General features: G+C 73.0%; 23 protein-coding genes. 9 read left to right on the top strand and 14 right to left on the bottom strand.

What is annotated here, in order from left to right; genetic code table 11:
- Nucleotides 1–135 precede the first annotated feature (135 nt).
- A complete protein-coding gene (locus Q8W71_RS08570; protein WP_305524924.1) occupies nucleotides 136–981 on the bottom strand; it encodes a formate/nitrite transporter family protein in 846 nt (281 codons plus the stop codon).
- Nucleotides 982–1,261: 280 nt separating this feature from the next.
- Here Q8W71_RS08570 and minC point away from each other — a divergent pair, with 280 nt between their 5' ends.
- From minC to minE, 3 genes are all read left to right on the top strand, one after another.
- The gene (gene minC, locus Q8W71_RS08565; RefSeq protein ID WP_305524923.1) at nucleotides 1,262–2,011 is read left to right on the top strand and encodes a septum site-determining protein MinC; all 750 of its coding nucleotides are present in this window, start codon (nucleotides 1,262–1,264) and stop codon (nucleotides 2,009–2,011) included.
- Nucleotides 2,012–2,099: 88 nt separating this feature from the next.
- Nucleotides 2,100–2,915 (top strand): septum site-determining protein MinD, encoded by an 816-nt coding sequence (gene minD, locus Q8W71_RS08560; RefSeq protein WP_305524922.1) that lies wholly within the window; start codon nucleotides 2,100–2,102, stop codon nucleotides 2,913–2,915.
- On the top strand, nucleotides 2,912–3,253 hold the full coding sequence (gene minE / locus Q8W71_RS08555; protein ID WP_305524921.1) for a cell division topological specificity factor MinE: 342 nt from the start codon (nucleotides 2,912–2,914) through the stop codon (nucleotides 3,251–3,253). Before minD ends, minE begins: the two co-directional genes overlap by 4 nt.
- Nucleotides 3,254–3,518: 265 nt before the next feature.
- Here the strand turns inward: minE and Q8W71_RS08550 are convergent, their stop codons facing one another.
- Together Q8W71_RS08550 and Q8W71_RS08545 are read right to left on the bottom strand one after the other, a co-directional pair.
- The gene (locus tag Q8W71_RS08550) at nucleotides 3,519–4,916 is read right to left on the bottom strand and encodes a cytochrome P450 (protein WP_305524920.1); all 1,398 of its coding nucleotides are present in this window, start codon (nucleotides 4,914–4,916) and stop codon (nucleotides 3,519–3,521) included.
- A gap of 82 nt (nucleotides 4,917–4,998) precedes the next feature.
- A complete protein-coding gene (locus tag Q8W71_RS08545; protein WP_305524919.1) occupies nucleotides 4,999–7,695 on the bottom strand; it encodes an ABC transporter transmembrane domain-containing protein in 2,697 nt (898 codons plus the stop codon).
- Between the two features lie 344 nt (nucleotides 7,696–8,039).
- Between Q8W71_RS08545 and typA the strand changes: the two genes are divergently transcribed.
- The gene (typA, locus tag Q8W71_RS08540; protein WP_305524918.1) at nucleotides 8,040–9,863 is read left to right on the top strand and encodes a translational GTPase TypA; all 1,824 of its coding nucleotides are present in this window, start codon (nucleotides 8,040–8,042) and stop codon (nucleotides 9,861–9,863) included.
- A 160-nt stretch (nucleotides 9,864–10,023) separates the two neighbouring features.
- On the top strand, nucleotides 10,024–10,254 hold the full coding sequence (locus tag Q8W71_RS08535) for an RAG2 PHD domain containing protein (protein WP_305524917.1): 231 nt from the start codon (nucleotides 10,024–10,026) through the stop codon (nucleotides 10,252–10,254).
- 23 nt (nucleotides 10,255–10,277) lie between these two features.
- On the opposite strand, the gene Q8W71_RS08530 is transcribed toward Q8W71_RS08535, so the two are convergent.
- The 4 genes from Q8W71_RS08530 to cysK form a co-directional block, all read right to left on the bottom strand.
- Nucleotides 10,278–10,463 (bottom strand): hypothetical protein, encoded by a 186-nt coding sequence (locus Q8W71_RS08530; protein WP_305524916.1) that lies wholly within the window; start codon nucleotides 10,461–10,463, stop codon nucleotides 10,278–10,280.
- A complete protein-coding gene (locus tag Q8W71_RS08525) occupies nucleotides 10,460–10,777 on the bottom strand; it encodes a hypothetical protein (protein ID WP_305524915.1) in 318 nt (105 codons plus the stop codon). The genes Q8W71_RS08530 and Q8W71_RS08525 overlap by 4 nt, the downstream gene beginning before the upstream one ends.
- On the bottom strand, nucleotides 10,777–11,100 hold the full coding sequence (locus tag Q8W71_RS08520; protein ID WP_305524914.1) for a hypothetical protein: 324 nt from the start codon (nucleotides 11,098–11,100) through the stop codon (nucleotides 10,777–10,779). Before Q8W71_RS08520 ends, Q8W71_RS08525 begins: the two co-directional genes overlap by 1 nt.
- A 117-nt stretch (nucleotides 11,101–11,217) precedes the next feature.
- On the bottom strand, nucleotides 11,218–12,189 hold the full coding sequence (gene cysK / locus Q8W71_RS08515; protein ID WP_305524913.1) for a cysteine synthase A: 972 nt from the start codon (nucleotides 12,187–12,189) through the stop codon (nucleotides 11,218–11,220).
- Between the two features lie 249 nt (nucleotides 12,190–12,438).
- Here cysK and Q8W71_RS08510 point away from each other — a divergent pair, with 249 nt between their 5' ends.
- Nucleotides 12,439–13,404, top strand: a complete 966-nt coding sequence (locus Q8W71_RS08510) for a TAXI family TRAP transporter solute-binding subunit (protein WP_305524912.1) — start codon at nucleotides 12,439–12,441, stop codon at nucleotides 13,402–13,404.
- Between the two features lie 28 nt (nucleotides 13,405–13,432).
- Here the strand turns inward: Q8W71_RS08510 and Q8W71_RS08505 are convergent, their stop codons facing one another.
- Entirely contained in the window at nucleotides 13,433–13,963 is a 531-nt protein-coding gene (locus tag Q8W71_RS08505; protein WP_305524911.1) for a GcrA family cell cycle regulator, read from the bottom strand.
- A 334-nt stretch (nucleotides 13,964–14,297) separates the two neighbouring features.
- On the opposite strand from Q8W71_RS08505, the gene Q8W71_RS08500 reads away from it, so the two are divergent.
- Nucleotides 14,298–15,485 carry a patatin-like phospholipase family protein gene (locus Q8W71_RS08500; protein WP_305524910.1) on the top strand — a complete coding sequence of 396 codons (1,188 nt, stop codon included), beginning with the start codon at nucleotides 14,298–14,300 and terminating at the stop codon, nucleotides 15,483–15,485.
- A 78-nt stretch (nucleotides 15,486–15,563) separates the two neighbouring features.
- Here the strand turns inward: Q8W71_RS08500 and Q8W71_RS08495 are convergent, their stop codons facing one another.
- The 3 genes from Q8W71_RS08495 to Q8W71_RS08485 form a co-directional block, all read right to left on the bottom strand.
- Nucleotides 15,564–15,692, bottom strand: a complete 129-nt coding sequence (locus tag Q8W71_RS08495) for a TFIIS helical bundle-like domain containing protein (RefSeq protein ID WP_305524909.1) — start codon at nucleotides 15,690–15,692, stop codon at nucleotides 15,564–15,566.
- Nucleotides 15,693–15,956: 264 nt separating this feature from the next.
- Nucleotides 15,957–17,369, bottom strand: a complete 1,413-nt coding sequence (gene pyk / locus Q8W71_RS08490; protein ID WP_305524908.1) for a pyruvate kinase — start codon at nucleotides 17,367–17,369, stop codon at nucleotides 15,957–15,959.
- 112 nt (nucleotides 17,370–17,481) lie between these two features.
- On the bottom strand, nucleotides 17,482–17,973 hold the full coding sequence (locus tag Q8W71_RS08485; protein WP_305524907.1) for an SRPBCC family protein: 492 nt from the start codon (nucleotides 17,971–17,973) through the stop codon (nucleotides 17,482–17,484).
- 143 nt (nucleotides 17,974–18,116) lie between these two features.
- Here Q8W71_RS08485 and Q8W71_RS08480 point away from each other — a divergent pair, with 143 nt between their 5' ends.
- A complete protein-coding gene (locus Q8W71_RS08480) occupies nucleotides 18,117–19,535 on the top strand; it encodes an amidohydrolase (protein WP_305524906.1) in 1,419 nt (472 codons plus the stop codon).
- Nucleotides 19,536–19,616: 81 nt separating this feature from the next.
- Complete coding sequence (locus Q8W71_RS08475) at nucleotides 19,617–20,912, top strand: lytic murein transglycosylase (protein ID WP_305524905.1); 1,296 nt, start codon at nucleotides 19,617–19,619, stop codon at nucleotides 20,910–20,912.
- Nucleotides 20,913–20,918: 6 nt separating this feature from the next.
- Here the strand turns inward: Q8W71_RS08475 and Q8W71_RS08470 are convergent, their stop codons facing one another.
- From Q8W71_RS08470 to Q8W71_RS08460, 3 genes are read right to left on the bottom strand one after another with little or no spacing between them, the layout of a single operon-like run.
- Complete coding sequence (locus Q8W71_RS08470) at nucleotides 20,919–21,662, bottom strand: SDR family NAD(P)-dependent oxidoreductase (protein ID WP_305524904.1); 744 nt, start codon at nucleotides 21,660–21,662, stop codon at nucleotides 20,919–20,921.
- Complete coding sequence (locus Q8W71_RS08465) at nucleotides 21,659–23,020, bottom strand: ANL family adenylate-forming protein (RefSeq protein WP_305524903.1); 1,362 nt, start codon at nucleotides 23,018–23,020, stop codon at nucleotides 21,659–21,661. Before Q8W71_RS08465 ends, Q8W71_RS08470 begins: the two co-directional genes overlap by 4 nt.
- 5 nt (nucleotides 23,021–23,025) lie before the next feature.
- The gene (locus Q8W71_RS08460) at nucleotides 23,026–23,283 is read right to left on the bottom strand and encodes an acyl carrier protein (RefSeq protein ID WP_305524902.1); all 258 of its coding nucleotides are present in this window, start codon (nucleotides 23,281–23,283) and stop codon (nucleotides 23,026–23,028) included.
- Between the last annotated feature and the right edge of the window lie 28 nt (nucleotides 23,284–23,311).

The following is a 23,311-nucleotide window of genomic DNA, read 5'->3' as shown; positions in this document are numbered from 1 at the left end:
CGCCGGATCCAGCGAACGTTTCCAGCGCCTTCGTCCTTGCGAGCGGAGCGAAGCAATCCAGGGCAGTGCGACGCTCCGAAGGGTGGCGCTGCTGGGTCGCTTCGCTGTCGCTCGCGATGACGGCGCGGGGCTCGATTACGCCGCGGCGCGGCGCGTCGCCTCGACCCGGGCCGGCATCGGGCGCCTGGGCGCGGTGCGGACGTGGGTGGAGTACAGGGTCAGGCCGGTGAAGGCGAGGCCACCGACGAGGTTCCCGAGCACGGTCGGGATCTCGTTCCAGATCAGGTAGTCCATGATCGAGAACTTGGCCCCGAGCATCAACCCGGACGGGAACAGGAACATGTTCACCACCGAGTGCTCGAACGTCAGGTAGAAGAACACCATGATCGGCATCCACATGGCGATCACCTTGCCGCTGACGTGGGTGGAGATCATCGCGCCGACCACGCCGGTGGACACCATCCAGTTGCACATCATCCCGCGCAGGAAGAGCGTCATCCAGCCGCCGAAGCCGTGCTCGGCGTAGCCCAGCGTGCGCTTCTCGCCGACATGGGCGATGAACTCGGCGGTCTTGTCCGGCGGCGAGGTGAACCCGTAGGTGAACACGCAGGCCATCATGAAGGCCACGGTCAGCGCGCCGAGGAAGTTGCCGACGAACACGAGGCACCAGTTGCGCAGCACGCCGCCGAGCGTCACCCCCGGCCGCTTGTCGAGCAGGGCCAGCGGGGTGAGCACGAAGACGCCGGTGAGCAGGTCGAAGCCCAGCAGGTAGAGCATGCAGAAGCCGACCGGGAACAGCGCCGCGCCGAGGATCGGCACGCCGGTCTGCTGCGTGATCGTCACCGCGAACACCGCGGCGAGCGCCAGGATCGCGCCGGCCATGTAGGCGCGGATCACGGTATCCCGGGTCGACATGAAGACTTTGGATTCGCCGGCATCCACCATCTTCACGGCGAATTCCGCTGGCGCGAGGTAGGCCATCGCTGTTCCTTCTGCTGGCTGCCGGCGTCGGGATCGCGCCGGATCCCGGTCTCCGGTGACGGGATTGTGCGTGGTGTCGGTCGCGCGCCGCTCGCCGGGCGAGGGCGCCAGCGCACCGATGCAAGCATCGGGCCCGGCCGGCCGAGCCCGCCCGCGCGGGACCCCGGGAGAACCCGGCATCCCAGGATCCCGGCAGAATTTGCCGACGGGATCAGAAACTTAACCCTTCGGTAACCATACCCGCCGTCAATGGTCCGGTAAGGTCTCTTAACGGGCGGTCATGAGCGAACCTCTCCCCGAGCCGACTACTCCGGAGCCCGCCCCCGCGGCGGCTCCCACGGTGGCTCCCGCGCCCCGGCCGCTCGCCTTCCGCGGCCGCGCCTTCAAGGCGCTGGCGCTGGCCCCCGAGCCGCCGGTCGCGGACTGGCTCGCCGGCCTCGACACGCTGCTGAAGCGGTCGCCGACCCTGTTCAAGGGCCGCGCCGTGATCCTCGACGCCGCCGCGCTCGGGGCAGGATCGGAGTCAGGGCCGGAAGCCCTGGCCGCCCTCGTGGCGCAGCTCGCGGAGCGCGGCATCCCGATCCTCGGGATCGAGGGCGTGGACGCGGTCGGCGCCGGCCTGCCGCCGCTGCTGGTCCAGGGCCGCCCGTCCGAGCGGGTCGAGATCCCGGCCGCGCCGGCCGAGCCGGAGCCGCAGGTGGTGACCTCGATCACCGTCGAGGGCTCGGTCCGCTCCGGCCAGAGCGTGGTCAACCCGACCGGCGACGTGACCGTGATGGGCCACGTCTCCTCGGGGGCCGAGATCCTCGCCGGCGGCTCGATCCACGTCTACGGCGCGCTCCGGGGACGGGCGATCGCCGGGGCCGCGCGCAACCCGCGCGCGCGCATCTACTGCCGCAAGTTCGAGCCCGAGCTGCTGGGGATCGACCGCCTCGTGCGGACGGCGGAGGACATGGGTTCCACCCTGCGCGGCAAGCCCGCCCAGGTCTGGCTCGACGGCGGCAACATCAAACTCGCAAGTCTGGACTGAACGTTCCGACCGAACGTCCGGACTGACCTTCTTCGACCGACACCTCGACGCAACATCTGATCAACGCCTGACACAAGGAGAGCGACGCGTGGCAAAGGTTCTCGTCGTCACATCGGGCAAGGGCGGCGTCGGCAAGACGACGACGACCGCGGCCCTGGGCGCCGCCCTCGCGCAGGGTGGCAAGAGCGTCTGCGTCGTCGACTTCGACGTGGGCCTGCGCAACCTCGACCTCGTGATGGGGGCCGAGCGCCGGGTCGTCTACGACCTGATCAACGTGGTCAACGGCGACGCCAAGCTCCCGCAGGCGCTGATCAAGGACAAGCGCCTGGAGACCCTGCACCTGCTCCCGGCCTCGCAGACCCGGGACAAGGACGCGCTCACCGACGCGGGCGTCGCCCGGGTGATGGAGGAGCTGCGCGACAAGTTCGACTGGGTGGTGTGCGACAGCCCCGCCGGCATCGAGCGCGGCGCCCAGCTCGCCATGCACCACGCCGACGTGGCGGTGGTGGTGACCAACCCCGAGGTCTCCTCGGTGCGCGACTCCGACCGGATCATCGGTCTGCTCGATTCCAAGACCGCCAAGGCGGAGAAGGGCGAGGAGATGGAGAAGCACCTGATCCTCACCCGCTACGACCCGAACCGGGCCGACCGCGGCGACATGCTCAAGACCGAGGACGTGCTGGAGATCCTGTCGATCCCGCTGCTGGCGATCATCCCCGAGAGCCAGGAGGTGCTGCGCGCCTCGAACGTCGGCTGCCCGGTGACGCTGAACAACCCGCTCTGCGCGCCGGCCCGCGCCTACGCCGACGCGGCCCGGCGGCTCAACGGCGAGACCGTCCCGATGACGCTGCCGACCGAGCGCAAGTCGTTCCTCGACAAGCTGTTCATGCGGAGGGCGGCATGAGCATCCTCGGCATCTTCCAGAAGCGCTCGTCGGGGGCGGTGGCCCGCGACCGGTTGCAGCTCATCCTCGCCCACGAGCGGGCCGAGACCTCCCGTCCCGACCTCGTGCTCCAGCTCCGCGAGGAGATCCTGGCGGTCATCGCCAACCACGTCTCGGTCGAGCCGGACAAGGTGAAGATGACGCTGGAGCGCGGCGAGGGCGTCTCGACGCTCGGCCTCGACATCGAGCTGCCGCTCGGCGCCTCGGGCCGGCTCGACGCCAAGCTCGCGGCCAAGATCGCCCAGGTGGCGGAGAAGGCCGGGGCCGAGGCGAAGTCCGCCGCGAAGAAGGCGGCGTGATCGCCGCGGCGTCGGAAAGCGCGTCAAGCTTCGCCGCTTGACGGGTACGCCCCGCTCCCTCCCCCCTCTGCGGGGGAGGGTGGCCCGGCCGTCAGGCCGGGTCGGGAGAGGGGAGCCCGGCTTCAGGCACGGTTGCGTGCGTCGATGCCGAGCGCCCGATCCGGCACCGTCGCTCCCCTCACCCGACCCCCTTCGGGTGCCACCCTCTCCCGCAAGGGGGAGAGGGGGCGCTCGCGCGCGCAATGGCGGGCGGGCTGTCGCGCGCTCAGCGCGGGATCAGGCGGAACGGCACCGGCCGCTCGGGCTGGGTCGTCACCACCGCGACCGGCAGGACCGGGGTGCGGTCGGCCAGCTCGAAGCGGAAGGCGGCCGCGAGCCGGGCCAGCGCCAGCACCGCCTCGGCCAGGGCGAACCGGGCGCCGATGCAGACCCGCGGGCCGGCCCCGAACGGCAGGTAGGCGAAGCGCTGGGGCGCCGCCGCCCCCGGCAGGAAGCGGCCGGGATCGAACGCGTCCGGGTCGTCCCACAGCCGCCGGTGCCGGTGCAGCACCCAGGGGCTGATCATGACGATGTCGTGCCGGTTGATCCGGTGGCCGGCCGCGACGTCCGGCCCGAGCGCCCGGCGCACCACCACGAAGGCGGACGGGTAGAGCCGCAGGGCCTCGTCCACCACCGCGCGGGTCACCGGCAATCGCCCGTCGGCGTGGCTGCCGGTCGGGTCGGCGAGGTCGGCCGAGCGGGCCTCCGCCGCGACGCGCTCCTGCCATCCGGGGGCGAGCGCGAGGCAGTAGGCCGCCCAGAACAGGGTGCCCGCCGTGGTCTCGTGGCCGGCGAGGATCATCGTCGCCACTTGGTCGCGCAGCTCCTCCGCGGAGAAGGGCGCTCCGGTCTCGGGATTGCGCGCGCCGGCCAGCAGGTCGAGGAGGTCGCCCCCCGGCCCCGCCGGCTCGGCGGCGCGGGCGGCGATGATCGAGTCGAGGAACGGGATCCAGCGCCGCCGGAACCGGGCGCGCGCCCAGCCCAGCGGGGTCGGCCAGCCCGGCGGCATCAGCACGTCGAGCACGTGGGGGCGGCCGATGCGGGCGCTGTACTCCGTGATGAAGCGGCGCAGCGCCTCGCCGTGCCGGTCCATGCCCACCGAGAACATGCTCCGTCCGGCGATCTCCAGGGCCATGCGGTGGAAGGCGCCGAACAGGTCCACCGGCCCGGCCGCGGCGGGGCCGCGCAGCGCCGCGATCCCCTCCGTCACCGCCCGGTCGATATGCGGGGTGAGCCCGTCGATCGCCCGCGGGGTGAAGGCCGGGGCGAGCGTGCGGCGCTGGTGGCGCCACGCGTGGCCCTCGCTGGTCAGCAGGCCGTCGCCGAGGATCGGGCGCAGGATGCGCAGGGTGCCCACGGTGCGGGCATAGTTGCCCTGATTCTCGACGAGGATGTGCCGGATCGCCTCCGGATCGTTCACGACCCAGCTCGCGCGGCCGAGCAGCCCCCGGCGGGTCACCGGTTCCTCGAAGGCCGCCCGGGTGAAGCCGAGGATGCCGTTGTCGCGGATCGAGCGCAGGTAGGCCGGGATCGGCAGCTCGCGCGCGGGCGGCTCGCGCATCGGCGGCACGAGGCGCGGCGGGGCGGCGGGATCGGTCCGGTCGGGGCTGGCGATCACGTCCATAAGGCCGAGCCTGATGGCCCAGGCCGCCGCGGGAGTAAACCCGGGCGCCGCCCGTGGCGCGTCCGGCCGCACCGTCCGGGCGTCACTCCGCGGCGCTGGCGAGCCGCGCCCCGCCGGCCGTCTGCTCGTCCGCCCCGGCGCGCGCGCCGCCGCGCTCGCCGGCGGGGGCGATCCGCACCTGCGCCGGGAAGCGCGCCGCCTCCGCCGCGCTCGCCACGGTGGCGATCAGGCTCGCCTCCGGCAGGGTCTCGGCGACGATCCGCAGCAGGGTCTCGGCGTCCTCGTCGAGATGCTCCGCCACCCGGTCCGCGACCAGGATCTCCGGCCGCCGCAGCAGCGCGCGGGTCAGCCCGAGGCGCACCCGCACCCGCTCGGCGAGCGCCTGGCCGCGGTTGCCGACCTGCTGCTCCAGGCCGCGGCGCTGGATCGCGTGCTCCAGGTCGAACTGCCGGAACACCGCGCGGGCCTCGCGCTGGATGATCGCCTCGCCGTGCATCCGCGCCGTGTCGATGCGGCCGAACAGGAGGTTGTCGAGCACGCTCGCCCGCGGGCTGACCCGGGCGGGATCGTAGGGCTCGATGTCGCAGCCGTCCGCCCCGTGCATCGCGTCCTGGACGGCGCCGCGGGCGCCGACGATCCGGTTGCGCAGGGTCGCGTCGAGCAGCCCGAGGCGCAGCCGCGGCTCGATGTAGGCCAGCGCCAGCGCCAGGAACGCCGCGCCGTCCTCCTCCGGAAGGGACCCGTCGTCGGGCAGGCGCGCGAGGCGCCGGTTGTAGTCCGGCACCGATTCGGGGGTGATCAGCGAGAAGCGTCGGAACAGCGGGTGGCCCGGCGGCACGTCGTGGAAGATCTCCATCAGCGCGCGGGCGATGGCGACGCCCATCCGTTCGAGGTCGTCGAGCAGAGCCACCTCCGCCAGCGCCTCGCGGAAGCGGGCGGTCTCGGCGAGCCGCCGCGGCTCGGTCAGCGCGGGGTCGCGGGGGACGCCGAACAGCAGGTTCTCACCCAGCGTCGCCTGCTCGTTGTAGCGGCTGCGGGCGAAGGGGATGACGAGGCCGGCGAGCCCCTCGCGCTCGAAATGCGCGCGCAGGTGCTCGCGCGCGGCGATCATCCGTCGCCCGCCCGGGGTGTCGTTGCCCACCGAACTGAGCGCGGCGAGACCGAACCGGTAGAGGTCGTCGCCGAGCCCGAGCAGGCCGAGGATCTCGAGCATCCGCGCGTCGAGGGCGTCGGCGTCGGCCACGTCGAGGTCGGCGTAGTCGATCCAGGGGTCCGTGACGCTGTCGCAGGGGTTGCCGGTGCGCAGGGCCTCGTTGATCCGGCGCTTGCTGAGGTCGAGGCTCTCCTCGCGCAGCGGCCGGTTTCGCAGCGCGTAGAGCAGGTTGTCGCGAATCGTGCCGGGGAACAGGATCGGCTCGCCGCCCGCGTAGGCGATCCGGCGGGCCCGGATCGCGCCCGGTACGGTGTCGAGATCGAAGCTGCCGATCCGCACCGTGCCGCCGCGGGCCGTCTCCAGCCCGGCCAGGATCCGGGCGAATTCCTGCGGCAGGGGCCCCGGCGGCACCAGGACGAGGCGCGCGGGCAGCGCCGCCCGCGCGTCGGCGATCTCGATCGGGAGCCCGCCCTTCGGGTCGCGCAGGCTCACGCCCTCGATCGCCAGCGGGCCGCCGAGGCGCGGCGGCGGTCCCGCATCCTCGGGCTCGAACGGGCGCAGGCGGTGCGGCCCGAAATGCGCCGCCACGGTCTCGTACTTCACCTCCACGTCGAGGCGCTGCTGGTCCCAGTCGATCAGCTCCTTCAGCGGCGGCGGCAGGTCGCGGTAGGCTGCGAGCACCGCGACGAGCTGGCCGATATCGAGCTGGCCCTTGAGCGCGAACACGCCGCCGATCGCGTAGAACAGGAACGGCGTGACCTGGGCGAGCAGGTTGTTGAGATACTTGACCGCGAATTTGCGCTTGTAGATCCGCAACCTCAAGTCGTAGAGGCTGTAGAGCCGCCCGCCGATCTCGGCCCGCTCCCAGCGTCCGGTGTCGTTGAGCGTCACCGCCTGGAGGCCGTCGAGCACCTCGCCGACCCGGCCGGCGAAGGCCCGGGAGGCGATCTGGCGCTGGCGGCTCAGGCGGATGATCTCCCGGCGCAGGCGCGGGATCACGGTCATCTGGACCGCGATCATCGCCGCGGCGGCGAGTCCCAGCCAGACGTTCTGCATCAGGATGAAGGTCAGCGCGGTCGCCGCCTGCGTGCCGAGGAACACGGGCACGACGATCGCGTCGCCGATGAACGAGCCGATCGGCTCCACCTCGTCGCGGATGATGGTCGCCGTCTCGGACGGCTTCACCTCGCGCTGCGCCTCCGGCGTGAAGCGCAGCATCAGCGCGAACAGGTGGAAGCGCAGCCGGCGCAGCATGCGCTCGCCGAGCACGCCCTTGCGCAGGTTGATCCAGAACTTGAAGGCGCCGTTGATCAGCACCAGCCCGAGGAACAGGCCGGACAGGCCGAGCAGCAGCTCCAGCCGGCCGACCTGGAACCCCTCGAACAGCTCGGTGCGGCCGCCGCCGAGGAAGGCGGGCCAGTCGATCTTGATCTCCATGAACGAGGCGGTGGCCTCGCCGTGGGCGAAGGCCTTGCCCGTGATCGCGTCGTTGACGATGCGCTTGGGCAGGTCGAGGGAGGCGAAGTAGAACGGCAGCGACGCGATCACGATCGTGCAGATCGCGAGCTGCTCGCGCTTCGAGTGTCGCCAGATGTAGCGGAAGAGCCGCGGCTCGAGCTCGCGCATGGTGTCCTACCGCCGCCCCATGTCCGGGCTGCTGGAGCGCTCTCCGCCGAAGTAGTTGCCGGTCCGGCGAACGAGGGCGCGTCGAAACAGAAGGCCGGAACCGTGCCCGGTCGCAACGCGATCGGGCACGGTTCCGGCGCGGGATTATAGCGCATCGCGGCCGATCGCGCGTGCGGGCGGGCACCCGGGACCGGCCCGGGCAGGCCGGCCGTGCGCCGCGCGCACTTGCCCGCGGCGGCCTGGGCTTATATTGCGGCGCAACCACCACGAGTCCGCCCGTCTCCCGGCGCGGGCGGCCGCCGCGGCCGCCCGGGGCGCCGTCTCACCCCGGGCCGAAGGCTGCCATGAAACTGCGCAACATCGCCATCATCGCCCACGTCGACCACGGCAAGACGACGCTGGTCGACAAGCTGCTCGCGCAGTCCGGCACCTTCCGCGAGAACCAGCGGGTCGAGGAACGGGCGATGGACTCGAACGACCTCGAGAAGGAGCGCGGCATCACCATCCTCGCCAAGGCGACCTCGGTCGTCTGGAAGGACACCCGCGTCAACATCGTCGACACCCCCGGCCACGCCGATTTCGGCGGCGAGGTCGAGCGCATCCTGTCGATGGTCGACGGCGTGATCGTGCTGGTCGACGCCGCCGAGGGGCCGATGCCGCAGACCAAGTTCGTGGTCGGCAAGGCGCTCAAGATCGGCCTGAGGCCGATCGTCGCCATCAACAAGGTCGACCGGCCGGACGCGCGCATCAACGAGGTCGTCAACGAGGTGTTCGACCTGTTCGCGGCGCTCGACGCCACCGACGAGCAGCTCGACTTCCCGATCCTCTACGGTTCGGGCCGCGCCGGCTGGATGGCGGATTCGCCGGAGGGCGACCAGTCCGAGGGTCTGGCGCCGCTGTTCGAACTCGTCCTGCGGCACGTGCCGCCGGCCAGGACCGAGGAGGGGCCCTTCCGGATGCTCGGCACCCTGCTCGAAGCCAACCCGTTCCTCGGCCGCATCATCACCGGCCGGATCGCCGCCGGCACGGTGAAGCCGAACCAGTCGATCAAGGTGCTCGACCGGAGCGGCAAGGTCGTGGAGACCGGCCGCGTCTCGAAGATCCTCGCCTTCCGCGGCCTGGAGCGCGCCCCGATCGAGGTGGGCGAGGCGGGCGACATCGTCTCGATCGCCGGCCTCGTGAAGGGCACGGTGGCCGACACCTTCTGCGATCCGCAGGTCGAGACCCCGATCCAGGCCCAGCCGATCGACCCGCCGACGGTGACGATGTCGTTCATCGTCAACGACAGCCCGCTCGCCGGCACGGAGGGCGACAAGGTCACGAGCCGCATGATCCGCGACCGCCTGTTCAAGGAGGCCGAGGGCAACGTCACGCTCAAGATCGAGGAGGCGTCCGACAAGGACTCGTTCTACGTGTCCGGGCGCGGCGAGTTGCAGTTGTCCATCCTCATCGAGACGATGCGTCGCGAGGGCTTCGAGATCGCCGTGTCGCGGCCCCGCGTCGTGTTCGAGAAGGACGAGGCCGGCGGCGTGCTGGAGCCGGTCGAGGAGGTCGTCATCGACGTGGACGAGGAGCACTCGGGCGTCGTCGTCCAGAAGATGAGCGAGCGCAAGGCCGAGATGCTGGAGATGAAGCCGTCGGGCGGCGACCGCCTGCGCCTCGTGTTCCACGCCCCCACCCGCGGCCTGATCGGCTACCAGGGCGAGCTGCTGACCGACACCCGCGGCACCGCGATCATGAACCGGCTGTTCAAGGCCTATGAGCCCTACAAGGGCGAGATGCCGGGCCGCCGCAACGGCGTGCTGATCTCGAACGACAAGGGCGAGGCGGTGGCCTACGCCATGTGGAACCTGGAGGACCGCGGGCCGATGATGATCGAGCCCGGCTGGAAGGTCTACCAGGGCATGATCGTCGGCGAGCACAACCGCGACAACGACCTCGAAGTGAACGTGCTCAAGGGCAAGAAGCTCACCAACATCCGCACCACCTCCAAGGACGAGGCGGTGCGCCTGACGCCGCCGATCCGCATGACCCTGGAGCGCTCGCTGGCCTGGATCCAGGAGGACGAGCTCGTCGAGGTCACGCCGAAGTCGATCCGCCTGCGCAAGGCGATCCTCGACCCGAACGACCGCAAGCGCGCCGAGCGGTCGAAGGAGGCCGTCGCCTGAGGCGATCGTCCCCGCCTGAACGGCCGCCGACGGCCCGTTCAGGCGGGGTCGCTGATGAGTCCCTTATACCGGAACGCCTCGGGGCCACTCGAATCCTCACGGCCGGGCCCATAGCTCGACCATGCGGTCCCGAGAGAACCGCGCGAACCCCGATCGATCCATGCCCGCGTTGAATCCGACCCGTCCGGCCGCACAGCCGGTCCCGACCCCGCGCGCTTACCTCGTCGGCCAGGACGAATCCGGCCACTGGGTGGCGGTCGAGGCCCAGGGCTTGGCCGGCGGCATCTTCCGCACCCGCGGCGACGCGATCCGCTACGCCTGCGGCGAGACCGGCTGCCGCCCCGGCGACGTGGCGGTGGCGCCGGGACCGATCGTCTTCCGGTTGTCCTGACCGCGTCGAGACGCCGGGCGGCGTCAACTGCCGCCGGGGTCGGTCTCGTCGTTCTGCGTCGTGCCGCCCTGCGGCCCGCGGCCCGGATGGCCCTCGGTCTTCTCGTTCGGGTCCTTCACCGCGTCGGGCGCGGTGTTGGCCGGACGCCCCGTGCCGGTGGATTGCTCCTCGTCGGCCGGGCGCTGCTTCGGCGTCTCGCGCTCGCTCATGCCTCTCCCTCGCTCCGCCGCTCTGCCCGGTAGAGGCCGCCGGCCACCTTGCGGTCGGCCTCGGGGCCGCGCGACGCCGTCTGGTCGGAATGGCCGCCGGAGGAGCCGCCCACCGCCGGCGGCGTGGAGCCCGGCTCGCCGCGGCCCCAATCGTCCTTGCGCGCCGCATCGTCCTTGCCGCCGGAGCCGAGGCCGGTGATCTCCGCCTGATCGGGGGTCTGGTGGCCGTCGCCCGCGGCCGGGCTGCCGGGCGAGCCGACCTTGTCGTCGGGCTTGCGGGTGACGGTGCCGGAATCGCTGGTTTCCCGGGGCATCAGCGCTTCCCGTCGTCCTGGCCGACCGCGGCCGTGGCCCGATCGATCGCCTCGGAGGCGGCGGCGTCGGGGCCGCCCTCGCCCTTCAGCCGGCGCAGGTTCTCCGGCGGCGTCTCGGCCTCGGTGGCGTCGGTGGCGTCCTGGCCCGGCGTGCCGGAGGCGATGCGCGCGGCCTGCGCATCCCCCGCCGGGTCGCGCATCAGGTCGGTCTGGGTGTTCTGGGGCAGCCCGACATCGAGGGGCGAGTCCTGCCCCAGATCCTGGCCGTTGCGGTCGGCGTTCGCGCTGAACGTCTTGAGCGACGGTCGTCCTTGCTCCGCCATGTGGTGCCTCCCGGTCTGTCTCGGATTCCTCCGGACAACGGGGGGCGGCGGCGATCGTTGCGCCGGGCGCCGATCCGCCGCGAGGCCCGGCGCGGGGCGCCGGGCCGGTGAGAAGCGCTAGCCGATGCCCTCGAACAGCGCCGAGGAGATGTAGCGCTCGGCGAACGAGCAGGCGACGGTGACGATCCGCTTGCCCTGGAACTCGGGACGCTTGGCGAGCTCGATCGCCGCGGCGACGTTGCCGCCGGTGGAGATGCCGCCGGGGATCCCCTCCAGCTTGGCCAGCGCCCGCGAGGTCTCGAAGGCGGTCTGGTTGGAGACCTTGAGCACGCCGTCGAGGATGTCGGTGTGCAGGTTCTCCGGGATGAAGCCCGCGCCGATGCCCTGGATCTTGTGCGGGCCGGGCTGGCCGCCGGAGATCACCGGCGAATCCTCGGGCTCGACCGCGAACACCTTGAGGTCCGGCAGCCGGGGCTTCAGCACCTCGCCGACGCCGGTCACGGTGCCGCCGGTGCCCACGCCCGCCACGAACGCGTCGAGCTTGCCCCCGGTGTCGGCCCAGATCTCCTCGGCGGTGGTCTTGCGGTGGATCTCAGGGTTGGCGGGATTCGAGAATTGCTGCGGGATCACCGCGCCGGGGATCTCCTTCAGCAGCTCCTCGGCCCGGGCAATCGCGCCCTTCATGCCCTGCGGGCCGGGGGTCAGTTCGAGCTGCGCGCCGAGGAAGGCCAGCATCTTGCGCCGCTCCAGCGACATCGTCTCCGGCATCACCAGGATCAGACGGTAGCCGCGGGCGGCGGCGACGAAGGCCAGCGCGATGCCGGTGTTGCCCGAGGTCGGCTCGATCAGCGTGCCGCCGGGCTGGATCCGGCCCGAGGCCTCCAGGGCGTCGATCATGTTGACGCCGATGCGGTCCTTCACGCTGGCGATCGGGTTGAAGAATTCGAGCTTCAGCAGGATCTCGGCGTCGACGCCGCGCTCCTTCGGCAGGCGGTTGAGGCGCACGAGCGGCGTGTTGCCGATCGTCTCGGTGATCGAGCCGTAGACACGGCCGTGGCCGACCTTGGGCGCGTTGGGGGACTCGGCCATCGCGTGGCTCCTGGTTCGCGGGATCGTTCGGCTATCGGTTCCGGGCGGTGCGAGGCCTGCCGGACGGTGGCTGCGTATCGTGTCGCCGCGACCGGGGCAATCGGGCTAAGTGCCCTTCGCGCAAGTTCTTTTCACCGGCCGGGCCGGATGAAACCGCCGGTGGGACAACGTCTCTGCCGACGCGGAGATCCGGGAAAGAACGTTCTCCGGCGCGTTCCCGCGGCGCGCGGCGCGGCGTAGGCTCCCGGCATGACTCGCACCCGGCCTCCCGCACGCCCGACCCGCCGCGCCGGTCTCGCCCTCCTGCTCGCGTTCGGCCTCGCCCCGCCGGCCCGCGCCGAGGCGGAAATTCGCGTGACCCTGGCCACGGCGACCCCGGGCGGCGGCTTCCCGGCCTTCGGCGACGCCTTCGTGGCGGCGCTCCGAGCGGTCGATCCGGCGCTGCACGTCGCGGCGCGCCCGAGCCGCGGCTCGGTGGAGAACCTGGGCCTGCTGCGCGCGGGGGCGGTCGACCTCGCCCTCGTCCAGGGGGAGTACGCCTACCCGGCGCTGGCCGGATCGGACGGCCTGACGGTGCTCGCGCCGATGTACCCGACGCCGGGCCTCCTCGTCGTGCCGGCCGCCGGCCCGGTGCGGAGCTTCGCCGACCTGCGCGGCCGGCCGGTGGCGATTGGCACCCACGATTCCGGTTTGACGGCGATGGGCCGCACCGTCCTCGCGGCCGCCGGGCTCGACCCCGGGCGCGACATCCGGCCGATCCTGCTCGACCGGGCGGGCGACGGGCCGGCGATGGTGCTGGACGGGCGCGCGGACGCGCTCTGGGGCGGCGGCCTCGGCTGGCCGGGCTTCGTGGCCGCGGCCCGGGCCCCCGGCGGCGCCCGGTTCCTCGGTGCCCCGCCGGAGGCGATCGCGCGGCTGGTGCGGCCGGGCTCGGCGCTGCGGCGCCTGACCGTGCCGGCCGGCAGCTTCGCGGGGCAGGCGACGCCGATCGAGACGGTCGGTTCGTGGAGCCTCGTCCTGGCCCGGCCGGGCCTCGACCCGGAGACGGCCTACCGGCTGGTTCGGGCTCTGGCCCGCGCGCGGGACGCGATGGCCGCACGCCACCCGCAGGGCGCCGAGAGCGACCCGCGCAACCTCGCAGGCCTCGTGCCGGCGGCGTGGCTCAACCCCGGCACCGCCCGGTTCCTCGCGCAGGACGGTGCGACGCCGCAGTGAGTCCGAAAGAACGGTGCGTCCGAAGAAATCAGCGGAAGCCGGCGGCGCGGCGGTCGCGCTTGCGCTCGGCGGCCGGCTGGTAGGCGATCTCGGCGTGGTGCGTGCAGTAGGGCAGGCCGGTGATCGAGCGGGCGCCGCAGAAGCGGAAGTCCGGCGTCGTCGGATCGCCCATCGGCCAGCGGCACATCGACTCGCGCAGGTCCATGATCGTCACCCGCTGCGAGAGCGGGATCGCCAGGGGCTCCGCGGCGGCGGGCGCGGCGGCCGGCGGCGGGAACTCGGGAGCGGGGCGGTGCGACAGGATCGCCACCGGCTCGGGCGCCTGCGTCTCGACCACGGCGATGGCGGTCTCGATCTCCGCGATCTTGGCGCTCGCGATCGGCGCGTCCTCGCCCGGCCGGGCGCGCCCGGCGAGGCCGAGGCGGTGGACCTTGCCGATCACCGCGTTGCGGGTCACGCCGCCCAGTTGCGCGGCGATCTTGCTCGCGCTCTGGCCGTCCTCCCACAGGCGGCGCAGGAGCGCCACGCGCTCGTCCGTCCAGCTCAGGCCCGCTTCCATGGTCCCCCTCCGCCCTGCGGCCCACGGTCCGGGACGCAGGTCCCGGCGCGAGCGTTCGCCCAACTTGGCGGCTCCCGGACCCCATGCGACACAATGTACCCGGACCGCGAGGCAGACCCTACAGCGGCGCTCTCCGGGCTTGCAAGGGTTGGGCGGAACCATGGCTGAGGACGGCGCCCGCCTGTCCACCGGCTTCGGCCGGGAGACGATTCTGTGGCCTGCGCGCCACAAGCCACTGCTTCCCGCGCGGGGGGACTTTCGCGGGAGCGCGGATACGGTCAAGCTCCATCGGTTGCGGCCAAGGTCATCGCGGCGGCGTTCGGGGTTGGTGGCGATGGGTTATCGTCGGTTGGGGCTGCGCGGGCTGGCCGCGCTCGGGCTCACGGCCCAGTTGGCGGCCTGTGGCGGCACGCCGCGGACCCCCTACACCGTGGAGCAGGCGGCGCTGGCGAGCCTGCCGGGAATCCCGGGGGCGCGGGTCTACGCCGACGCCTCGGTCGAGACGATCGCGACCGTCGCGGCCAACCCGCAGCGGAGGCCCGGCGGCTTCACCTACCTCGCCCTGTCCGGCGGCGGCGGCGACGGTGCCTACGGCGCGGGCGTGCTCAACGGCTGGACGGCGTCGGGCACCCGGCCGGAATTCACCCTGGTGTCGGGCGTGTCGACCGGCGCGCTGATCGCGCCCTTCGCCTTCCTCGGCTCCGGCTACGACAGCTACCTCACCGAGTTCTACACCAGCGGCGTGGCCGCGACGCTGGTGCAGTCGCCCAACATCGTCAACGTGCTGTTCGGCTCCGGCCTGTTCGGCGACGAGCGCCTGCGCAGCCTCGTCGGCCGCTACGTCACGCCCGATCTGCTCAGGGCCGTGGCGGACGAGCACGCCAAGGGCCGCCGGTTGCTGGTCGTGACCACGAATCTCGACTCGCAGCGCGCGGTGATCTGGAACATGGGCGCCATCGCCGCGAGCGGCGCCCCGAACGCGCCCGACCTGTTCCGCGACGTGCTGGCCGCCTCGGCCAGCGTCCCGGCGGTGTTCCCGCCGCAGCTCATCAACGTGACCGACGGCACGGCCCGCTTCCAGGAGATGCACGCGGACGGCTCGGTGGTCACCCCGGTCTTCACCCTGCCGCAGACGCTGCTGCTGCGCGACCGCCGCCTGCGCACCGGTGGCAAGGCCAACATCTACGTGATCATCAACGGCCGGCTGGAGCCGGACTTCGAGGTGACCAAGGACAACACCCTGGCGATCGCCGAGCGCTCGTTCAGCACCGCCAGCCGGGCCCGCTCGCGGTCGGCGCTCGCGACCACCTACGCGCTGGCCCGCGACAACGGCATCGGCTTCAATCTCACCTACATCGACGAGGCCGCGCCGAAGGCCATACCGACGAAGGGCTTCGATACCGGCTACATGCGCGCCCTCTACGAGGACGGCTTTGCCAAGGCGCGGACCGGAGCCTTCTGGAATCACACGGTGCCGGCCGCGCCGGTCGTCAAGCGGGCGTACGGCGAGGCCGTGAACTGAGCCCGCTGGCGGAGAACCGTGCGCCCGCGAGGGGCGCACGGAATGCGGCGCGCGGCCGGAGCGTGTGCCGCGAGCCCGCTACCTGCGCAGGATCTTGGTGACCAGCCGACCGATCGGCGTGGCCGAGCCCGCGTTGCGGTCGTCCCGTGCGACGGGCCGGTCCTCGGTGCCGAGGATCTTGGTGACGATGCGTCCGATCAGGCTCATGGGGCCATCCTCTCGCGTTGCGCGCCGCAACGGCGCAGCTTGACCACCAACGGGCGAAGCCGCGGCGGCGTTCCGCGCGCCGCGGCTCACCGATCGCTCGGTCAACGCCGGAGGGGCCGGTCGGTATCGATGACGACGACCTGACCCGTGACGGGGTTCAGGATCCGGATCTGGGCCATGACGATCTCCGTCGTGCTCGGGCCCCTCGTGCGGATCCCGTTCTGGCAGGTCGCCCGCCCCGCGGCGGTGTTCCGCCGCACCGGATCAGATCTGGATCATCCGGATGTTGTTGGTGTTGCCGGTGGTGTGGAACGGGATGCCCGCGGTGACGACGATCAGGTCGTTGGGCTTGGCGAATTCCTCGGCCTGGGCGTAGTGCGCCGCCTTGGCAGTCATCTCCTCGTAGCTGTTCACGTCCTCGGTGTGGACCGAGTGCGCCCCCCAGAGCAGGCACAGCCGCCGCGCGGTGGCGAGGCTCGGCGTCAGCGCCAGGATCGGCGGCTCGGGCCGCTTGCGCGCCACCCGCGCCGCGGTCGTGCCGCTCGACGTGTAGGCCACGATCGCCCGGGCGTGCAGCGCCTCGGCGAGCGTGGCCGTGGCGGTCGCTACCGCGTGGGGCGGGGTCTCCTCCTCGCCGGGGTCGGAGGCGGCAACGATCGAGTGGTAGAGCTTGTGCCCCTCCACCGAGCGGATGATCCGGTCCATCATCGACACCGCCTCGACCGGGTACTGGCCGGTGGCAGACTCGGCCGAGAGCATCACCGCGTCCGCCCCGTCGTAGATCGCGGTCGCGACGTCGGACGCCTCCGCCCGGGTCGGGGCGGGGGCGCCGACCATCGAGTCGAGCATCTGCGTCGCCACGATCACCGGCTTCACCGCGAGCCGGCAGGCGCGGATCAGCTCCTTCTGGCGGCCGGGCACGTCCTCGTGCGGGATCTCGACGCCGAGGTCGCCGCGGGCGACCATCACCGCGTCGGACAGGCGGATGATGTCGTCGATGCGCTCCAGCGCCTGCGGCTTCTCGATCTTGGCGAGCACCCCGGCGCGGTCGCCGATCAGGCCGCGCGCCTCGATCACGTCCGAGGGCTTCTGCACGAAGGACAGCGCCACCCAGTCGACGCCGAGATCCAGGCCGAAGGCGAGGTCGGCCCGGTCCTTCGGGGTGAGCGGCGACAGGTCGAGGAGGGTTCCCGGCAGGTTGACGCCCTTGCGGTTCGAGATGACGCCGCCGGTGACCACCTCGGCGGTGATGGCGTCGGCCTCCAGGCCGGTGACGCGCACCCGCACCCGGCCGTCGTCGATCAGCAGGTCCTGGCCGGGCACGACGGCGGCGAAGATCTCGGGGTGGCGCAGCGGGATCGCCTGCTTGTCGCCGTCCGCGCCCTCCAGGACGAAGCGCACGCTCTCGCCGCTGACGAGGTCCTGGCGGCCGTCCCGGAGCGTGCCGATGCGGATCTTGGGGCCTTGCAGATCCTGGAGGATGCCGATCGGGCGGCCGACCTCCTGCTCCAGCGCGCGGATGGCCGCGTGGACCCGGGCGTGGTCGTCGTGGGTGCCGTGGCTGAAGTTGAGGCGGAACGTGTCGACGCCGGCCAGGAACAGGGCCTTGAGCCGGTCCGGGGTGGAACTCGCCGGCCCGACGGTGGCGACGATCTTGGCGTGGCGGTGACGGCGCATGCTTCCTCGGCCGGTGACGGCCGCCTCTGGTAGGTCGCGTTCCACCCGCTCAGATCGGTCGGGGCCGGGCGATGGCGAGCCCGGGGGTATCAGGTTTGCGTGACGATGCGCCTCATTTCGCGACCTCGCGGGCGATGCCGTCGAGCCCGCGCGCGTAGACGCCCTCCATGTCGGCGAGGGCGTCGGCCTCGCTCATGTCCCGGGGGGCGAAGGTGCCGCTCCAGATCACCGTCGCCCCCGTGCCGTTCGGCCGGACGGCGAGGGTGCCGTTGTAGGCCGAGACCGGCAGCGCGCCCTGGACGAAGCTGTAGCTGTAGCTCATCCCCCGCTCGTCGCGGTCGGTCTCGACCTCGACCACGATGCCGAGGCCGCCGCGCAGGTCGAGGGTCCGCACCCGCACCTGCGCCGTCTCGTCGTCCGCCTCCTCCGACAGGGTGCAGCGCTCGACCTGCGGGTGCCAGAGGGCGATGGCGCAGAACCCGCCGACCAGCGCCCAGACCGCGGCGGGCGGCGCGGCCACGTCGCGGCTGCGGACCAGTTCGGCGCTTCCGGCCGGCGCGGCGGCGAGGGCCGCGAGCGCCAGCGCCACGAGGGATTCCCGCACGGAACGCGACTCCTGCCGTCTCCTCGGCTCATTGCGCTCGCGGGCGTAGCAGATCGCCGCGCCCGCGGCGACCGCGGCTGGAGACGGCGCACGCGAAGCCGCTATGGTGGGACCTTCCTCGCACCCGCCGGAGACCCCTCGGAATGGACAACCGCAGCGCCGTCTGGGCGAAGGTCGACGCGCACCGGGAGCGGATGATCGCGCTGGCCGACCGCGTCTGGGGCATGCCCGAACTCTGCTACACCGAGACGCGCTCGGCCGCCGAGCACGCCGCCGAGCTGCGCCACCACGGCTTCACGGTCACGAAGGGCGTGGCCGGCATCCCGACCGCGCTGATCGGCGAGGCGGGGGAGGGCGGTCCGGTGATCGCCATCCTCGGCGAGTACGACGCGCTGCCCGGCCTGTCGCAGGAAGCGGGGGTGGCCGAGCACCGCCCAGTCGAGGCGGGCGGCCACGGCCACGGCTGCGGCCACAACCTGCTCGGCGCCGGCGCATTGCTGGCGGCGGCCGCGGTCAAGGACTGGCTCGCCGAGACCGGCCTGCCGGGGCGGGTGCGCTACTACGGTTGCCCGGCGGAGGAGGGCGGCGCGGCCAAGGCATTCATGGTCCGCGCGGGCGCCTTCGCCGACGCCGACATCGCGATCTCCTGGCACCCGTCGAGCTTCTGGGAGGTGACGCCGCCGCTGGCGCTCGCCAATACCCGGGCCGACTTCGTCTTCACCGGCCGGCCCGCCCACGCGGCGGCGGCGCCCCATCTCGGCCGCTCGGCCCTCGACGCGGTCGAGCTGATGAGCGTCGGCGTCAACTACATGCGCGAGCACATGCCGTCCGACGCGCGCGTGCACTACGCCTATCTCGACGCGGGCGGCATCGCCCCCAACGTCGTCCAGGCGAGCGCCCGGGTGCGCTACTCGATCCGCGCCCGCGACCTTCCGGGCATGCTCGCCCTGGTGGAGCGGGTGAAGAGGATCGCGCAAGGCGCGGCGCTGATGACCGAGACCGCCGTCGAGGTCCGGGTCGTGAGCGCGGTGTCGAACATCCTCGCCAATGCGCCGCTGGAGCGGGCGCTGCACGCGGTGATGGAGGAGCTGGGCCCGCCGCATTTCGACGAGGCCGACCGCGCCTTCGCGCAAGATATTCGGGCGACGCTCACCGACGGGGACATCGACGCGGTCTACCGCGCGATCGGCCAGCCGCGCACCGACGCGCCGCTCGCCGATTCGCTCGTGCCGATCGACACGGTCCGCGACCCGGCGATCGGCTCGACCGATGTCGGCGACGTGAGCTGGGTGGTGCCCACCGTCCAGGCGCACGCGCCGACGGTGGCGATCGGCACGCCGTTCCACACGTGGCAGGTGGTGGCGCAGGGGCGCAGCCCGGCGGCCCACAAGGCCACGGTGCAGGTCGCCAAGGCGATGGCCGGCCTCGCCGCCCGCGCGCTCACCGACCCCGAGCTGCGGGCGGCGGCCCGGGCCGACCTCGCCCGCCGCGCCGGCCCGGGCGGCTACAGGAGCCCGCTCCCGCCGGACGTGGAGCCGCCCCTGCGGATGTCGCTCGGCTGATCCGCGCCCTCGCGTCGGCGGCGCGCCGCCGGTACGGTGGGGCGGTCGGCGATGTGCGGTCGACGGGGTGCGGGGAACGGGATGCGGGATCGGGGACGGGGCTTCATCGGCGCGCTCGCGGGACTGGCCGCGCTGGCGCTCGCGGTGCCGGCCGCGGCCGGGCCGGAGGCCGCCGCCGGAGCGTCGCCCGTGGTCCCGGCGCCCACGGTCCCGGCACCCGCGGCTTCCGCGCCCGCCCAGCCCTTCGACGCCTGCCTGTCCGATCTCGCCGCCGCGGCGGAGGAGGCGGGCGTGCCGCGGGCGCTCGCCGACGCGCAGTTGACGGGCCTCGCCCCGGACCCGGACGCGGTCGCCGCGACCCGGAACCAAGCCGAGTTCGCGCGGCCGATCTGGGCCTATATCGAGGCGAGCGTCACCGACGCGAAGGTCGCCGACGGCCGGGCCAAGCTGGAACAGTGGGCGCCAACGCTCCAGGCGATCGAGGCGCGCTACGGCGTCGACCGCCACGTCCTCGTCGCTTTCTGGGGCGTCGAGTCGAGCTACGGCGCGGTGCTCGACGATCCCGGGATCGTGCGACCGGTCGTGCGCGCCCTGGCGAGCCTCGCCTGCGGCGATCACGGCCGGGCCGCCTACTGGCGAACCGAGCTGATCGCGGCCCTGAAGATCCTGGCGGCGGGCGACGCGCCGCCGGAGCGGCTCACCGGCTCGTGGGCCGGGGCGATGGGCCACACGCAGTTCATGCCGACCGTCTACCTCGCCCGCGCCGTCGACTTCGACGGCGACGGCCGGCGCGACATCTGGACCTCGGTGCCGGACGCGCTCGCCTCCACCGCCGCCTACCTCGTCGCCGAGGGCTGGCGGCCGGGCGTGCGCTGGGGCTACGAGGCGCGCCTGCCGGAGGGCTTCGACCTCGCGCTCGCCGACGAGACCACCCCGCGCAGCCTCGACGCGTGGCGGGCGCTCGGCGTCCGGCCGGTCCGCGACGACCCGGCGGCCGACGGCAGCCTCCCCGCCACCCTGATCCTGCCGGCCGGCGCCCGGGGACCGGCCTTCCTGCTGACGCAGAACTTCCCGGCGATCCTGCGCTACAACACCGCCCTGTCCTACGCGCTGACCGTCGGGCTGCTCTCGGACCGCCTGCGCGGCGAGCCCGGCCTCGCCCGGGACTGGCCGCGGGGCGACCGGATGCTGAGCGCGGACGAGCGCCGCGACCTCCAGACCCGGCTCGACGCGGGCAGCTACCCGGTCGGGACGGTCGACGGCAAGATCGGGCCCCGCACCCGCGCGGCTCTGCGCGCCTACCAGAAGGCCAAGGGGCTGCCGCCGGACGGCTACGCCGACGCCACCGTGCTGGAGCGGATGCGCGCGGGCCCGTGACGCCGCTCAGGCGGTGCTGCCGGCATCCACCGTGAGCACCGTGCCGGTGACGTTGCGCGCCCGGTCCGACACGAGGAAGGCGACGGCGTCGGCCACGTCCCGCGGCTCGACGAGGCGGCGCAGGGCGCTGCGGCCGGCGATCTTGGCGAGGTCGTCCGCCCCCATCCCCTCGGTCAGCGCCGTCTCGACGAAGCCCGGCGCGACCGCGTTCACGGTGACGCCGAGCTTGCCGACCTCGCGGGCGAGGGAGCGGGTAAAGCCGATCATCGACGCCTTGGTCGCGGCGTAGACCGACAGGGCGTTGTAGCCGGTGAACGCGATGATCGAGCTGACGTTGACGACCCGGCCCGCGCCCTTGGCCATCATCCCGCGCACGAGCAGCTTGGTCAGCACCATCGGCGCCACCGTGTTGAGATGGACGAGCCGGGCGATCTCGGTCGCCGGCATCGTCGCGAGCAGGCCCGGCGTGCCCAGCGCGGCGTTGTTGACGAGGCCGTAGACCGGCCCGTGCGCCGCCCGGATTTTTTGGGCGAGCGGCTGGAGGGCATCGAGTTCGGCGAGGTCGCAGGGCTCGAACCGGATCCGGCCCTCCGCCTTGCCCGCCGCCGCCTCCAGGGCCTCGCTGGAGCGCCGCGCCACCGCGACGACCCGGTGGCCGTCCGCGGCCAGGGCCTCGGCGATGGCGAGACCGATGCCCCGGCTGCCGCCGGTGACGACGACGACGCGGTCCCGTGCCGGGGTTTCGCTCACGGCGCCCTCCGCAGAAGCTTGCCGCCGGCCGTGAGCGGCAGGTCGGGGACGAAGCGCACGCTCGCCGGCACCTTGTGGCGGGCGAGGTGCGGCCGGCAATGGGCAATGATCGCGCTCTTGAGCGAAGCGGCCTCCTCCGGCGCGCCGGGAGCGCGCAGCACCACCTCCGCCTCGACGATCGCGCCGAGCAGGGGGTTCGGCCGGGCGCGGACGCGGGACATCGACACCCGCGGATGGACGTTGAGGACGGCCTCGACCTCCTCCGGCTGCACCTTGGCGCCGCCGACGTTGATCACGCCGCTGCGCCGGCCGAGGAAGTGGTAGCGCGCGCCGCGCCGCTCCACGAGGTCGCCCGTATCGACGAAGCCGTCGGCGTCCATCAGGGCGGGGGCCCCGTCCCCGAGATAGCGGCGCCCGGTCCGGTTCGAGCGCACGTACAGGCCGTCGTCCCGGATCGTGATCTCGATGCCGGCCCGCGTGCCGACCAGCGCCGCGGGGAAGCCCTCGCGGCCGTCCTCGACGGTGAAGCCGACGCCGCCCTCGGTGGAGGCGTAGGCGTGGGCGATGCGGGCCTCGGGGAAGGCGGTGCGCAGCAGGTCGAGGATCGTCTGGTCGGCGATCTCGCCGGACAGGCGCACGTAGCGCGGGGCGATCTCGCTCACGCCCGCGCTCATCAGCGCGAGCCGCCAGTGGGACGGGGTTCCGAGCAGGTGGGTGACGCCCGCCGCACCGATCCGGGCGAGGAAGTCGCGCAGCGGCTCATCCGCGTCCGACAGGACCAGGGCGGCGGGGGCGAGCATCGCCCGCAGAAAGACCTGCAACCCGCCGTAGCGGCGTATGTCGTAGAACGTGCTCCACACCGTGCCGGGCTCAGGGATCGCCGCGGTGTTGATGCCGCCCGCAAGCCCTTCGAGCGTATGGGCGACGAGCTTTGGCCGCCCGGTCGTGCCGGAGGTGGCGAGCACCCACTCGGTCGGCACGGACCTTTCCACCGCGGCGGCGCAGGCCGCCTCGACCGGAACGCGCGGCACGCACGCGGGCAGCCCGGCCTCGGGAAATCCTTCGTCGGTGACGACGCTCTCGACCCCCCCGTCGGCGGCGATCGCCGCCACGTGCTCCGGCGCGAGTCCGGGGGGCACGAGCACCATGCGGCCGGCGAGCCCGTCGAGGGCGACCATCGCCCGCGCCGCCGCCATCTGACCGCCGGTGGCGAGCAGCACCGAGCGCCCGGCGAGCGCCGCGGCGGCGGGGGCCGTCGCAGTCCCGCGCAGCAGGTCGGCGAGCGGCATCCGCCCGCGATGGTCGGACAGGGTCAGGCCGCCGAGATCCGCGGCCGCGAGGCGCTCGCGCAGGATCATCGCGCTCAGGCCGCCCGCTTCTGCACGGCGCGGTCGTAGAGGGCGACGAGATCGCCCACCGTCACCGGCAGGTCGGCCACCTCCATGTCGCTGAACGGGTCGACGCCGGTCATGTCCTCCATCCGGGCGACCAGCAGGGCGAAGCACAGGGAGTCGAATTCGGTGTCGACCATCACGAGGTCGTCGGTGACCGGCGGCATCGGCTTGTCCTGCTCGCGGGCGATCGTCTCGATCGCGTCGACGATGGTGTGGCGCAGGGTCATGGCTGTCTCCGTGGGTGAGGGGGGGGAG

The organism is Methylobacterium amylolyticum, from assembly GCF_030700245.1.
In the GTDB taxonomy this organism is placed as follows: domain Bacteria; phylum Pseudomonadota; class Alphaproteobacteria; order Rhizobiales; family Beijerinckiaceae; genus Methylobacterium.
Note: the sequence above shows the minus strand (reverse complement) of the source record. Positions and strands in the feature narration are given on the sequence as shown.

Coding starts and splice junctions, on each gene's coding strand:
- Q8W71_RS08500 (WP_305524910.1), top strand. CDS start 14,298: ATGGGTTATCGTCGGTTGGGGCTGCGCGGGCTGGCCGCGCTCGGGCTC.
- Q8W71_RS08520 (WP_305524914.1), bottom strand. CDS start 11,100: ATGGCGGAGCAAGGACGACCGTCGCTCAAGACGTTCAGCGCGAACGCC.
- Q8W71_RS08460 (WP_305524902.1), bottom strand. CDS start 23,283: ATGACCCTGCGCCACACCATCGTCGACGCGATCGAGACGATCGCCCGC.
- Q8W71_RS08480 (WP_305524906.1), top strand. CDS start 18,117: ATGGACAACCGCAGCGCCGTCTGGGCGAAGGTCGACGCGCACCGGGAG.
- Q8W71_RS08550 (WP_305524920.1), bottom strand. CDS start 4,916: ATGGACGTGATCGCCAGCCCCGACCGGACCGATCCCGCCGCCCCGCCG.
- Q8W71_RS08545 (WP_305524919.1), bottom strand. CDS start 7,695: ATGCGCGAGCTCGAGCCGCGGCTCTTCCGCTACATCTGGCGACACTCG.
- Q8W71_RS08530 (WP_305524916.1), bottom strand. CDS start 10,463: ATGAGCGAGCGCGAGACGCCGAAGCAGCGCCCGGCCGACGAGGAGCAA.
- Q8W71_RS08570 (WP_305524924.1), bottom strand. CDS start 981: ATGGCCTACCTCGCGCCAGCGGAATTCGCCGTGAAGATGGTGGATGCC.
- Q8W71_RS08525 (WP_305524915.1), bottom strand. CDS start 10,777: ATGCCCCGGGAAACCAGCGATTCCGGCACCGTCACCCGCAAGCCCGAC.
- minC (WP_305524923.1), top strand. CDS start 1,262: ATGAGCGAACCTCTCCCCGAGCCGACTACTCCGGAGCCCGCCCCCGCG.
- pyk (WP_305524908.1), bottom strand. CDS start 17,369: ATGCGCCGTCACCGCCACGCCAAGATCGTCGCCACCGTCGGGCCGGCG.
- Q8W71_RS08510 (WP_305524912.1), top strand. CDS start 12,439: ATGACTCGCACCCGGCCTCCCGCACGCCCGACCCGCCGCGCCGGTCTC.
- Q8W71_RS08505 (WP_305524911.1), bottom strand. CDS start 13,963: ATGGAAGCGGGCCTGAGCTGGACGGACGAGCGCGTGGCGCTCCTGCGC.
- Q8W71_RS08465 (WP_305524903.1), bottom strand. CDS start 23,020: ATGATCCTGCGCGAGCGCCTCGCGGCCGCGGATCTCGGCGGCCTGACC.
- minE (WP_305524921.1), top strand. CDS start 2,912: ATGAGCATCCTCGGCATCTTCCAGAAGCGCTCGTCGGGGGCGGTGGCC.
- cysK (WP_305524913.1), bottom strand. CDS start 12,189: ATGGCCGAGTCCCCCAACGCGCCCAAGGTCGGCCACGGCCGTGTCTAC.
- Q8W71_RS08495 (WP_305524909.1), bottom strand. CDS start 15,692: ATGAGCCTGATCGGACGCATCGTCACCAAGATCCTCGGCACCGAGGAC.
- typA (WP_305524918.1), top strand. CDS start 8,040: ATGAAACTGCGCAACATCGCCATCATCGCCCACGTCGACCACGGCAAG.
- Q8W71_RS08535 (WP_305524917.1), top strand. CDS start 10,024: ATGCCCGCGTTGAATCCGACCCGTCCGGCCGCACAGCCGGTCCCGACC.
- Q8W71_RS08475 (WP_305524905.1), top strand. CDS start 19,617: ATGCGGGATCGGGGACGGGGCTTCATCGGCGCGCTCGCGGGACTGGCC.